The organism is Aquiflexum sp. (assembly GCF_977115555.1).
The window spans coordinates 1-13,082 of record NZ_CDSBKL010000082.1 but is presented as its reverse complement, the minus strand read 5'-3'; the positions used below and the strand labels follow the sequence as shown (position 1 = coordinate 13,082).

Here is a 13,082-nt window from a genome sequence, read left to right as displayed (position 1 = left end):
GCAAGCGGCATGATCAGCAAAGGAATAATCAGGTTCCAATCATTGAAATCAGGAAGGAAATTGAGTTTATCCGACACATTCGGATGGGTCAATAGGTTATTGAGAGAACCAATTTCGGGCATATCCAAGATAAAGAATGCTGCTCCGATGGATCCTGCCATTGCTATAAAAAACTGGAAAAAATCTGTCAGCAACACTCCTTTTAATCCACCTAGAGAACTGTAAAATACTGTCACCACAGAAGCCAAAAGCAAAGTCTGCACCGGACTCAAACCAAGCATCACCCCGCCGATTTTGATGGCGGCCAAAGAAACCGTCGCCATGATGACTACATTGAAGAAAACTCCTAAATATAAAGCACGGAAAGCCCTTAAGAATGCAGCAGGTTTTCCGCTGTACCTCATTTCATAAAATTCGAGATCAGTAGTGAGCTCAGACCGTCGCCAAAGCTTGGCATAAACAAATACAGTCAACATCCCTGTGAGCAAAAAAGCCCACCAAACCCAGTTGCCGGATACCCCTTGCTTTCTAACAATATCGGTAACAAGATTGGGGGTGTCAGCCGAAAAGGTAGTTGCCACCATAGATACGCCAAGCAACCACCAGGGCATGTTTCTTCCCGAAAGGAAAAATTCCTTGGCTGAAGCGCCTGCTGTCTTAGAGGCAAATACGCCGATCAACATGGAGATGACAAAAAAGGCAGCAATGATGCCCCAGTCAATAATGGATATGTTCATAGGTAATTGGGTTAGAGTGGCCTATAATTATGCTAAGTTTATTAATTTTTTTAATTTACTTCACTAAACTTCTTTAATAAATTTCACTAATGTAAATAATATCTCAATAATTGCAAAAGGTAGGATTTTCAATGGTTAAAAATAAAGATGTCATCAAATTACAGCTAAACTTTTCCATTGAGGAAAATGGACAGAAGAAAAAAAGAGAAAAAGGCAGAGTATAAAATAGATAGATGTGAATATACTTTTGAATTGAATCCAAAAACTTACTTTTGCGACTCTAAGTGATTTTCGGTTATGGCTTCTTTTTCTTGGCTACACATTCTTAATGAAAAATATGGCTTGGACATCCTTCCTTCCCAAGTCAAACCTTTTGGGGACGGCCATATTCATCAGACTTTTTTGATAGAAACAAATGAAAAAATTCTTATCCTCCAACAGTTCAACAACCAGGTCTTCAAATTTCCTGAAAGGATTTCTCATAATCAGTCTTTGCTGATAGACCGAATCAAGCCTGAGGATCTCCCCTATATTTTACCTTTACCCATCTCAAATTTAAGTGGGGAATTGTTTACGATAATTGAAGGTACTTTTTTTAGGATCTCTCCTTTTGTACAAGGCAAATGTGTCAATGAAATCAAAAATCCTCATCAGGCTTACCTTGCTGCCAAAGCCTTCGCCCAATTTATCAAAGCAGGAATCCACATTCCTGCTTCGGAGTTTCAGGAAGCCATTCCGAGTTTTCATGACCTGGAACTCCGATATAACCAATTGTTGGAGGCTTTGAAAAACACCAAAAGAATCGTCTCAGGTGATCTTGAGGAATTGGTGAAATTCTATTTGGATCAAAAAGACTTAGTGGATGAATATCTAATTTGGAAAGAAAAATTACCGCAGAGGTTAACCCACAGCGATACCAAAATCAACAACCTGATCTATGCCGATGACTTTTCCAAAGTCAATGCGGTAATTGATCTCGATACTTTGATGGCAGGATATGTTTTTTATGACTTTGGGGACCTAGTCAGGACTGTGGCCTGCACAGAAGGAGAAAGCTCGACTGATTGGGGAAAAATTAAAGTTGATATAGACAAATACAATGCGCTTTTGGAAGGGTTTTTGGAAGTTGGAGAGGGTGTTTTTACAGAAGATGAAATCAAGTCACTTCCTTTTGGGGGAATGATGATGACCTGTATCATGGGATTCCGGTTTTTAGCTGATTATCTTAACGGAAATATCTATTACACCATCCATTATGAAGATCAAAATCTCCACCGGGCTAAAAATCAGATGTACTTGTTGAAGGAGTTAAGGGAACTTAAAAGTTGATGAAATCATTAACTCTACAAAAAATCTTTCAATAAGTTCTTAATTTCTGAATCCGTGAGGGTAGCTCTTTCACCTTTACTATAAATTGATAGTAGCATTACCGTTTCTATATCGGTTTTCACAAAAGTAATTACCCTTGCTCCTCCTGATTTTCCTTTACCTTTAGACTTTATTGACAACCGTATTTTATATACATCATTGCCTAAGGAAATACCAATTCTAGGGTTTTCAGACAATTCTTTTGCTAGAAACCCTATTTCATTTTTAATAGATGGGTATTTTTTGGAGAGCCGCTTTGCTTCTTTTTTGAAGTTTTCAGAAAGCCGTATTTCAAAGCTCATTTAAAAAATCTTCTATTGGTGTGCCTTTTGTTTTTCCCTCCTTGAAGGCTTTCATTTCCATAAAACCCTCTTTCAAGTTGGAGATAATTTCTTCCTTAGAATCACCTTCATCCTCAATCTGAACAAAATTCAAACTTTTGATCAATTCCATGAAAAACTTATATTTTTCATTTTTTACTTTAAGTGTGATTTCTTTCATGGCTTTGTACTTTTTTTAATTAAAATTAAAAATACAAGAATTTAATACATCTATCAAAGCAATGGTATCCAGAGTTTTATATTCATGGATTTCAGAATTGAAAATCACCTCCTCCCAAACTCCGCTTTCGCTTCGTCCAGGAAAGTAACAAAATTCAGGATATTGGTATCATAAGCTTTAGGCTTAACCAACAGTTCTTCATTGTGGTCCAATATCACATAGTAAGGTTGAGCATTGTTGTTGAACTTCGTGATCTGAAAATCTGCGTTCTGCTTGCCGATGGTTTTTTTCTCCTTTCCGTCATATTCTGAAACATACCATTCGGCCTCAGGCAATTCAAACCGCTCATCGATATACAAGGCCACCATGACAAAATCTTCTTTCAGCCTTTGCAATACCTGAGGATCTGACCAAACGCGCGCTTCCATTTCCCGGCAGTTGACGCAACCGTGTCCGGTAAAATCGATAAACAAAGGTTTCCCCTGCTTTTTGGCAGCTTCTAAAGCCTGCTTGTAGTCAAAATATCCTTGGATGCCATGGGGGAAATGGAGGAAATCAGCATACTTGGGGATTTCATCCAATTGGTTTGATGGAACAGAAGCCCCTGGCCTGTTTTCAATCACATTGAAATCATGGGTAGCCATAGGAGGAAGATAGCCGCTCAATGCTTTCAACGGTGCCCCCCATAATCCGGGGATAAGGTAGACCACAAACACAAAAGTCGAAATCGCCAACATTAACCTTGGGACACCGATATAGTCCATCGGTGAATCGTGCTTCGTTCTGATTTTGCCCAAGAGATATAATCCCAAAAGGAAGAAAATCACGATCCATATCGCGATGTAAATGTCTCTGTCGAGCAATCCCCAATGGTAAACTTGATCGGCTACGGAAAGGAATTTGAAAGCCAAAGCCAATTCCAAGAAACCCAATACCACTTTGACTGAATTCAGCCATCCACCGGATTTTGGCAGGGAATTCAACCACTCCGGGAATACTGCGAACAAAGTGAAAGGGATTGCGAACGCGAGTGAAAATGCGAACATTCCCGCAATCGGAGTGATGAAATCCCCTCCGGCAGCTTTGATCAGGATAGAACCCACTATCGGTCCGGTACAGGAAAATGAAACCAATACGAGCGTAAATGCCATAAAGAAAATTCCTGCAAATCCACCCTTGTCCGCTTTGGCATCGATCTTATTCACAAAACTGCTTGGCAATGTGATCTCAAACATGCCTAAAAAAGCAAAGGCGAAGAAGATGAAAATCAGGAAGAAGAAGACATTTGGAAGCCAATGTGTTGAAAGCCAATTGGCAAACTCAGGACCCTGAATCGCCGCTACTGCCGTTCCTGCTATGGTATAAATACCGATGATCGACAAACCATATATAAAAGCATTACGGATTCCAGATGCACGAGACTTTGACCTTCCTGTAAAGAATGTAACCGTCATGGGAATCATCGGAAACACACAAGGTGTCAACAATGCAGCCAATCCTGCTAAAAACGCCACAAACATAAAACCCAGCAAACCACCATTTTCGCCATCTGGGTCTAGGTCTACAAAAGTCCTTTCTTGGTCAGAAATACTCTCGGTTACGCTTTTTTGGACTGTTTCGACTTCGGAAGCAGAAGAATCAGGCTTAACCTCTTCTTGGGTTTGATTCTCAATTTTAGTTTCAACGGGAGTTTCAGAAGTAGCTACATCTGCCTCTGCAGTGGCCTTAATCGTAAAATCTTCTTCGTATAAAATACATTGCCCGGTCACATCCGAGCACATTTGGTACTCCACGGTACCTTTGATTTCAACATTGGATTCGGTAATGTTGATCTTCTGACGAAATTCTCCCGAACCTGAAAAATAGGTAATGTCAGCCTCCCAAATCGGGTCAAACTTCTTTTTAGGATTGATGGGTTTAAGATTTTCATTTACCGAAATCCCTTTGGATCCATTCAAAGAAAGGGTAGTCAAGACTGGCCCAGCGTTTTCATCAAAATCGTTGGAATACACATACCAATTCATTGGAATAGAAGCCTTCAAAACAATTTCAGCTTCCTCGCCAACTTTTAGGTCCTTATTTGCCAATTGAATATTCCACTTCGGTGGTGACACCAACTGCGCAAATGATGTAAGGGTAATAAAAAGGAAAGAGAAAAGAAGCAGTGAAAATTTGATGTGTTTTGACATTGCGGAATGATGTAAGCGAATTTGTTTGATAAAGGCAGTTTTTGGGAAAATAGTTCAGTAACCAAAGGCACTAAAATTTCCCACGAAGACACTAAGCCACAAAGATACATTTTGGGAAAACCTTTGTGTCTCCGTGTCTTTGTGGGGGATTTCTATTTTGAAGCTTGTTCTTTGAAATGCTTGAAAAACAGAGCTATTGTCTCTATTCCCAAGAAATAGTTTTTGATGCCATAGTGCTCATTGGGTGAATGCAGGGCATCCGTATCCAAACCAAATCCCAATAATATCGGATCGAGACCCATTACTTTTTGGAACAAAGCACAGATCGGAATGGAACCTCCTTCTCTTGTCGGGATAGCTTTTTTTCCAAAAGCATCCATGATTGCTCCTTCCGCAGCCCTGTATCCCGGAGAATCTGTTGGCACCACTGCCGCAGCGCCGCCGTGATGCGCGATGACTTTTACTTTTACAGATGCCGGTGCGATGGATTTGAAATGGTCTTCGAACAATTGCGCTATTTCTTTGTGATCTTGATTTGGAACCAAACGCATGGAGATTTTGGCGTAGGCCTTGGATGGAAGGACGGTTTTGGCACCTTCTCCGGTATAGCCACCCCAAATCCCGTTGACATCCAAAGTCGGACGGATACCAACCCGCTCGATGGTCGTATATCCTTTTTCACCTGATACCTCAGCGATATCGAGTTTCTTTTTATAATCCTCCAAGTCAAACGGTGCTTTGTTCAGTTCCTCCCTGTATGCAGCAGAATATTCCTCTACCTTGTCATAAAATCCCGGGATGGTGATGTGGTTGTTTTCATCGTGAAGGGAGGCAATCATTTTGCAAATGGTATTGATCGGATTGGCGACAGCACCTCCAAAAGTCCCGGAGTGCAGGTCTTTGTTTGGTCCGGTCACTTCTACCTGCATGTATGCTAAGCCTCTCAAACCAACAGTCACAGAAGGATCTTCCATGGAAATCATGTGGGTATCCGACACAATGACCACGTCTGCTTTGAGCTTTTCGAGATTTTCTTTGACAAAAATATCCAGGTTTTCAGAACCTACCTCCTCTTCGCCTTCGATCATAAATTTGATATTGCATGGCAAAGCATTGTTTGCCATCATGGCTTCAAAAGCCTTCACATGCATGTAAAACTGACCTTTGTCATCTGCTGATCCCCGGGCAAAAATAGCCCCATCAGGATGTCTTTCGGTCTTCTTGATAACAGGTTCAAAAGGCGGCGAATCCCACAATTCATAAGGATCGGCAGGCTGCACATCATAGTGTCCATATACCAACACTGTAGGTAAAGAGGGGTCGATGATCTTTTCTCCATAGACTATCGGGTAGCCGGCGGTCTGACAGATTTCAGCTTTATCGGCACCAGCTTTTACCAGACTTTCTTTGACGAAATCTGCAGCGGCAAAAACATCATTTTTGAATTTGGGATCAGCGCTCACAGAGGGGATGCGCAAAAGGTCTAAAAGTTCGTTTAGAAATTTGTCTTGATGGTCTTGAATGTATTGTTTAACTGACATATTTGGGGTTTTTATTCCCGCAAAGACGCAAACACGCAAAGAAATGATTCTAGATTCCAAGCGCTTTGACAATCCGATTCTTTGCAGGAAGATTGACTTATCTATGGTGCCAAAATTACGTTTTAAATAAGGAATTGCCTATTTTACCAAAAACTTTTATCTATGAAAGCCATCCTTTGTACCCACCACGGACTACCGGAAACATTGACCTATTCAGATATCCAAGATCCTGTTCCCGGCGAAAAAGAAGTTGTCATACGGGTTAAAGCCTGTGCTGTCAATTTTCCTGACGTCCTGCTCATCCAAAATAAGTATCAATTCAAGCCTGAATTGCCTTTTTCCCCAGGGGGAGAGGTATCGGGGATCATTGAGGAAATCGGGACAGGTGTAAAACATCTTCAAAAAGGGCAAAGGGTGTTGGCACTTTGCGGTTGGGGAGGATTTGCGGAAAAAGTAAAAGTCACTGCTGACCGTGTTTTTCCTATTCCTCCACAGATGGATTACATGACCGCAGCATCTACCTTGTACACTTTCGGAACGGCTTACCATGCCCTCAAAGACAGGGCAAAAATCCAATCCGGTGAAACACTTTTGGTTCTAGGTGCATCCGGTGGGGTGGGTTTGGCTGCAGTGGAATTGGGAAAAGTAATGGGTGCAACGGTAATCGCTGCCGCATCATCAGCAGAAAAATTAGCCATTTGCAAAGAAAAAGGCGCCGATCATCAGCTCAATTATGAAACCGAAGACCTCAAGGAAAAGATCAAAGAACTGACGGGTGGCAAAGGAGTGGATGTGGTCTTGGATGTTGTGGGAGGAAAATATGCAGAACCTGCATTGCGGGGAATGGCTTGGAAAGGACGGTACTTGGTAGTAGGTTTTGCAGCAGGGGACATCCCGAAGCTACCTTTCAACTTGGCTTTACTTAAGGGTTGTGACATCATGGGTGTTTTTTGGGGAAGGTTTTCTACAGAAGAGCCCAAGCAAAACCAACAGAATCTCATGGAATTGGTCGGTATGATCCAAACCGGAAAAATCAGTCAACATATCCATAAAGTATATGCTTTGGAAGAAGCGCAACAGGCTTTGCAGGACATGATGGACAGAAAAGTCGTAGGAAAAGCGATGGTTGTTATGGAAGAAACGGGAGACGAGAAGCGAGAGGTGAGAGATGGAAGTATCAGGTATCAAAATGCTAATCTCGAGACGACCGAAAATGAAATTTCGGCAGAAAAGAAGTTGGTTTTTAGGAGTGTGGAGGATTTAAAAAAACAGTTTGGAAAATCATTGGGAACTAGCAGCTGGACTGTTGTATCCCAAGATATGATCCAGAAATTTGGTGAGGTCACAGGGGATTTACAGTGGGTTCATGTGGATGTGGAAAAAGCCAAAGCTTTGATTCCGGGTGGAAAAAACTTTGCGCATGGATATCTGACTCTTTCCCTAATCCCAAAAATGATGTATGAGATTTTACCTCTTGAAGGCGTCCAGATGGCGCTAAATTACGGGGTTAACAAAGTCCGGTTTCCTGCACCTGTTTATTCGGGAGATAAGATCAGACTTTCAGCTAAATTGTCCAATCTGGAAGAAAATCCGGATGGCAGCGCCAAATTATTCATCGAAGCAACCATCGTCTCCAACAATTCAGATAAACCTGTTTGTGTGGCTGAATTGATTACCTTGTTGAGGTTTTGAATTTCAATCCCCGAATTGTAGGCAATGATTTTCTTCGAATCTGAATAAACCAAAAATGAAAAAGACCCTATTGCTTCTCTTGGTATTTGTTTCCAATATGGCAGTTTTTGCCCAAGAAAAACCATGGATGCTAGGTCCTTTTCTACGCCCTGAAAATGCCCAACCGATTATTGCCCCCACTGAAAATACTTCCTTCCAAGATCCTATGTCAGGCCGATTGGTCAAATGGGAATCCATGGCTACTTTCAATCCTGCCGCCATTGTCAAAGATGGTAAAATCCACATCCTATACAGGGCGGAAGAAAAACTTGGCGAAAAAGAAATCGGAGGCCATACTTCACGCCTAGGCTTGGCAGTATCTGAAGATGGAAAAACCTACAAAAGGCAACCTGAACCTATCTTTTTCCCTACAAATGACAACCAAAAGGAATTTGAATGGACAGGGGGAACGGAAGATCCGAGGATCGTGCAAACAGAAGACGATCTATTTGTCTTGACATACACCCAATGGAACAGGGAATTTCCACGCTTGGCCGTGGCTACTTCCAAGGATCTCAAAACTTGGGAAAAGCACGGTCCAATCTTCAAGGATTTCAAAGGAGGCAAATACCACAGCCGTGAAACAAAATCCGGCGCCATTGTCACTGAACTCAAAGACGGCAAACTTGTCGCTGCCAAAATCCATGGAAAATATTGGATGTACTTTGGCGTGCCACATATCTGGCTGGCGAGTTCTGAGGATTTGATCCATTGGGAACCTTTGGAAGGAAGTGATGGCAATATCGCGCCGGTGCTGAGTCCACGATTGGGATACTTTGACTCGTGGCTGGTAGAAGCAGGACCACCACCGGTGCTGACCAAGGACGGGATCGTCGTGCTCTACAATGCAGGTAACCAAAAAGACATTGGCGTCAAGGAATTGGGAAATCGTGTCTATACTGCAGGGCAGGCTTTATTTGATAAAAATGAACCCTGGAAGCTTCTTGACCGGACAGACCAACCTTTTCTCAAACCGGAACTTCCTTTTGAAAAATCAGGCCAATATGTGGATGGAACCACCTTTGTAGAAGGCTTGGTTTACTTCAAAAACCAATGGTACCTGTATTATGGCACTGCAGACTCGATGGTGGGGGTTGTGACTTCCCCTGAACATTAAACTATTTACTTCACCCATTCAACCCATATTGTGGGCGCTGTAGGATTTGACCATCCCAATAAATTTTTCTTTATAAATGGTTGCACCTGGAAACAGCATTTTCATTTCTCCTTCGGACAAAAGTCTGATTTCATCCAAATATTGCTGGGCATCTTTTACGTTCCACTTGCTTCCCCTACTTAATCTGGTTTTGGTCAACAGGAATCGCGTGAAGTTCTTTGGAAAATACTGTACAAAAGGAAGTGCATAATGAGCTTCCATAAAAAAGTGTCTGTTAGGCGTCTGAACAAAATATTTCTTTCCAACGCGCATGGCTTCTTTGGCCATTTTCATTTGGTTTTCCCAAGTGTAGAGGTGTTCAATCACAGAATTAGAAAAAACAAGATCAAACCTTTCGTCCGCAAACTGCGATAAATCCGTCGCATCTCCTGCCATACTACTCAATCCCTTTGTTTTGACATCTTCCGCACTCAGGTTGAGTAAAATGATTTCAACTTTTCCAGAATTCAACAAAGGCTGGTCTTTCCAAAAATGCACCGTCCCGCCAATATCTAAAATTTTAACAGGATATTTATTATCAAAATTTGAATTAAAAAGACTTTCAAAATATTGAAAACGCTGCTTTCTAAATTTATTTCCTAAAGAATTGGGATTATCGGAAGAAGCCAATAGGGCTTTAATATCCATCATAATTGAATATCAATCTACTAAGTGGGCAAAGCTATTTATTTTAATAAATTAATTACATCAAAAGTAAGATGCCAATCATAATCTTTTTTACTTTTGCCAATAATTTCAATGATTTATAATCACTTTCATCAAAATCCGCAACTTCTGAAACCATTTTAGTTAAAAGAATCGTATTAAGTATGAAAGTTTATTGATTTTTATGAAAAAACGCTTTTACAAATATTTTCCTTGGCTTTTTGTTCTGGGAGACATCTTGACAGTTTCATTTTCATTTTTTCTGTCCAACAAGGTATTTCAGCCATTTGAAGATTTTCGAGGATTAGGTTTCCCTACTTTCCCTGCTTTTATTATGATTTGGATGGTCATCACCATCCTGAAAGAAGACTTCAAAATCGGAAGAACCAATGAATCAGACCAGACCTTCAAAAAACTTTTAGGTTCACTTGCTTGGTTTTTGGTGATCATTTCGATGATTTGGATGCCATTTCATGATAATTCCTTGAGATTGTTGTCCTTCCTCTCATTGGCTGCAAGTTTGTTTGTTTTTCTCGGTATTTATAGGGTAGGTGTACACCTGATTTTAAGAAAATACCGGGAAACAGGCCATAACTTCAGAAGAGCGGTTATCCTGGGTACCGGTGGTACAAGCGACCAACTTGCACAGGTATTCAGGATAAGAAGAGATTTTGGGATCAAATTTTTGGGTTACTACGACGACAAAGATGGTTCTGGTCAGACTAGAGGAAATATCAATAAATTTTTTGAAGAAGCCATAGAACTGAATATTGACCAAATATATATCAGTGAGCAGCTTGAAGAAAAAAAAGTAAAGAAAATCATCAATTTCGCAGACGAACATTACATCAAAGTAAAAGTCATACCAGGTGGTTCACTTCAACTGGAAAAGAACCTTTCTTTCTCTAAATACGGTGATTTCTTTGTCATCAATGTCAACGAAATTCCTTTGGACAATGCATTCAATAGGGTGTTCAAAAGAGCTTTTGACATAATATTTTCAGCCTTTGTATTGGTGTTTATCCTAAGTTGGCTGATCCCATTGGTAGGACTGTTGATCAAACTGGAATCCAAAGGGCCAGTTTTCTTTATCCAGGAAAGAAATGGGGAAAACAACAAGGTCTTTTTGTGTCTAAAGTTCAGGTCCATGACGCCAAACGACTACGCCGACACGCATCAGGCTGTCAAAAATGACCCGAGAATTACAAGAATCGGCTCTTTTCTAAGAATAACCTCATTGGATGAAATGCCGCAGTTTATAAATGTCCTTCTAGGGGACATGTCCATTGTGGGCCCCAGACCTCATACCATTCCGATGAATCAGGTTTTCAAAACCCAGATTGAAAAATATAACAGCCGCCATAAAATCAAACCTGGAATCACAGGACTGGCACAGGTAAAAGGGTATAGGGGAGAAATTGAAAATCCTTATCAGATCCGGTCAAGGGTTAAGCTTGATTATTTTTATATCCAAAACTGGTCAATCCTGCTTGATCTCAAAATCTGCATTCTGACGGTCTATGAACTGGTCGTAAACAGAGAGAATGCCTACTAGGCTAGACAATAGCTCCAAAAATTGTATCTAGTACCATTCCCAAAATCAAAAAACCCAAGCTTATTAGCTTGGGAAAAATATTTTTGTTCTCTAAATGAAATTCTAATGGGACTAAATCCTGAATAAGGCATCAAAAAAGCCCATTGTTTCCCCTTTGACTTTGAATATCAACATGGGGATCTGGTTGTTGACATGTACCAACTTCTCCGCAACGCTCCCCAACAAGACAGCCGCTGAAGCGGTTCTACCCCTACTTCCCATCAAAATCAAATCGATACCATATTCTTTGGCTTTTTCGATGATAAGCTGTCCAGGCTCGCCTTTATTTGACAACACAAAAAAACATTCAAATTCGGGATGATTGTACTTTTTTATAAATTTCTCATAATCCTTTCGGGAATTCTCTTCCATTATCTCCGCAAATTCCTCAAATGACTTACCCGTTTTGTGATATCCTGTAGGAACCTCATACAGATGCAGAGGATAGATCCTTGCATCGAATTCAGCAGCTGCTTTTTCAGCAAATTCTAAGGTCATGTTGGTATGCTCCGAAAAATCCATAGGAATCAATATCTTCTTAGGAACCTTCATTTCCACCCTTTCAGGTAAGAACAAAACAGAACAGGGGGCTTTTTGGGCCATTGTCTTGGCTAGGGAACCACTTCCCTCAAGCGTGGTTTTTCTCCCCATGACGATTAAATCCACATCCTTTAATTTTGCCCACCTGAGAAAAGTAGACATTGGGCTTCCCTCTTCCGCAAAAACTTCTATTTCAACATTTTCAGGGTAATTTTTTTGTTTGATCAGGGTACGGATTTCTGCCTCTATCGCTTCATCTTCAGGAGCAACCAAATCAGGGAATTTTTCCCTGATTTCATCAGGCAGGGCAAGGTTTTTGGAAACATGGATAAAATAAAGTTTTTTGATTCCTAAGATCTCAGATAAAACTCCCATTTTGGAAATCAAAATATCATCCATTTCTGTCAGATCCATTCCGACCATTGCCTTTTCAAAATTCTCCATAGTTTTGCAGCTATTTACCTGTACAATTTACAATTTTAAAATTTTCTTTGGAAGAATCCCCCTTACAATTTATCCGATTCTCGGATTTAATCTGATCCTCCTTTTCTAAATGATTTATATTTGTGTTAAATGGCAAAATCAATAGGTAAATATTTTATAGCAATCGTGCCAGAAGGTGAAATCCAACAAAAAGCAACATATCTCAAGTTAATGCTCAAAGAAGATTTTAACCTCAAATATGCGCTCAAATCCCCTGCACATGTCACCTTGAAGATGCCATTCAACTGGAATGAAGCCAAAGAGGATAAGCTAAATGGCCTTTTGAAGACTTTTTCCGAAAAAATAATGCCCTTTTACCTGAACTATAGAGGCTTTGACCGCTTTGGAAGAAGGGTGATTTTTATCAAGCCAAAAGAAGAACCAGCGCTGTTTTCCCTTCAGCTTGCACTTTCCAAATATTGCAAAACAGACCTTAAACTTGTGGAAGAACTCAGTGACAGGGCTTACCATCCTCATATGACTTTGGCTTTCAAAGACTTGAAACCCGCACAATTTGAAGCTTATTGGGACTTTATCAAAAAACAAAAATTCGAGGCCAAACAAGAGGTCAAAGAC

At 40.6% G+C, this 13,082-nt stretch carries 12 protein-coding genes; 5 read left to right on the top strand and 7 right to left on the bottom strand.

Going from position 1 to position 13,082, the window contains the following annotated elements; translation table 11 throughout:
• The coding region (locus ACZFYI_RS07285; RefSeq protein ID WP_462523463.1) for a sodium:solute symporter family transporter at nt 1-737 on the bottom strand (737 nt) is incomplete at its 3' end.
• Nucleotides 738-1,034: 297 nt separating this feature from the next.
• Here ACZFYI_RS07285 and ACZFYI_RS07280 point away from each other — a divergent pair.
• Nucleotides 1,035-2,066: a phosphotransferase enzyme family protein gene (locus ACZFYI_RS07280; protein ID WP_462523462.1), complete on the top strand. Its 1,032-nt coding sequence runs from the start codon at nt 1,035-1,037 to the stop codon at nt 2,064-2,066.
• Between the two features lie 14 nt (nt 2,067-2,080).
• On the opposite strand, the gene ACZFYI_RS07275 is transcribed toward ACZFYI_RS07280, so the two are convergent.
• The 4 genes from ACZFYI_RS07275 to ACZFYI_RS07260 form a co-directional block, all read right to left on the bottom strand.
• A complete protein-coding gene (locus ACZFYI_RS07275; RefSeq protein ID WP_462523461.1) occupies nt 2,081-2,407 on the bottom strand; it encodes a type II toxin-antitoxin system RelE family toxin in 327 nt (108 codons plus the stop codon).
• A complete protein-coding gene (locus ACZFYI_RS07270; protein ID WP_462523460.1) occupies nt 2,397-2,606 on the bottom strand; it encodes a hypothetical protein in 210 nt (69 codons plus the stop codon). The genes ACZFYI_RS07275 and ACZFYI_RS07270 overlap by 11 nt, the downstream gene beginning before the upstream one ends.
• 104 nt (nt 2,607-2,710) lie before the next feature.
• Nucleotides 2,711-4,795: a protein-disulfide reductase DsbD family protein gene (locus ACZFYI_RS07265; RefSeq protein ID WP_462523459.1), complete on the bottom strand. Its 2,085-nt coding sequence runs from the start codon at nt 4,793-4,795 to the stop codon at nt 2,711-2,713.
• 152 nt (nt 4,796-4,947) lie between these two features.
• On the bottom strand, nt 4,948-6,336 hold the full coding sequence (locus tag ACZFYI_RS07260) for a dipeptidase (RefSeq protein ID WP_462523458.1): 1,389 nt from the start codon (nt 6,334-6,336) through the stop codon (nt 4,948-4,950).
• A gap of 162 nt (nt 6,337-6,498) precedes the next feature.
• Here ACZFYI_RS07260 and ACZFYI_RS07255 point away from each other — a divergent pair, with 162 nt between their 5' ends.
• The gene (locus tag ACZFYI_RS07255; RefSeq protein WP_462523457.1) at nt 6,499-8,028 is read left to right on the top strand and encodes a zinc-binding dehydrogenase; all 1,530 of its coding nucleotides are present in this window, start codon (nt 6,499-6,501) and stop codon (nt 8,026-8,028) included.
• Between the two features lie 55 nt (nt 8,029-8,083).
• Entirely contained in the window at nt 8,084-9,184 is a 1,101-nt protein-coding gene (locus ACZFYI_RS07250; RefSeq protein ID WP_462523456.1) for a glycoside hydrolase family 130 protein, read from the top strand.
• 18 nt (nt 9,185-9,202) lie between these two features.
• Here ACZFYI_RS07250 and ACZFYI_RS07245 read toward each other — a convergent pair whose 3' ends face one another.
• The gene (locus tag ACZFYI_RS07245) at nt 9,203-9,874 is read right to left on the bottom strand and encodes a class I SAM-dependent methyltransferase (RefSeq protein WP_462523455.1); all 672 of its coding nucleotides are present in this window, start codon (nt 9,872-9,874) and stop codon (nt 9,203-9,205) included.
• Nucleotides 9,875-10,073: 199 nt separating this feature from the next.
• On the opposite strand from ACZFYI_RS07245, the gene ACZFYI_RS07240 reads away from it, so the two are divergent.
• Nucleotides 10,074-11,444, top strand: coding sequence for an exopolysaccharide biosynthesis polyprenyl glycosylphosphotransferase (locus tag ACZFYI_RS07240; protein ID WP_462523454.1), 1,371 nt, complete (start codon nt 10,074-10,076; stop codon nt 11,442-11,444).
• 111 nt (nt 11,445-11,555) lie between these two features.
• Here the strand turns inward: ACZFYI_RS07240 and ACZFYI_RS07235 are convergent, their stop codons facing one another.
• Nucleotides 11,556-12,467 carry a universal stress protein gene (locus ACZFYI_RS07235; protein WP_462523453.1) on the bottom strand — a complete coding sequence of 304 codons (912 nt, stop codon included), beginning with the start codon at nt 12,465-12,467 and terminating at the stop codon, nt 11,556-11,558.
• Between the two features lie 129 nt (nt 12,468-12,596).
• Here ACZFYI_RS07235 and ACZFYI_RS07230 point away from each other — a divergent pair.
• Nucleotides 12,597-13,082: 2'-5' RNA ligase family protein (locus ACZFYI_RS07230; protein WP_462523452.1), on the top strand; the 486-nt coding region annotated here is incomplete at its 3' end.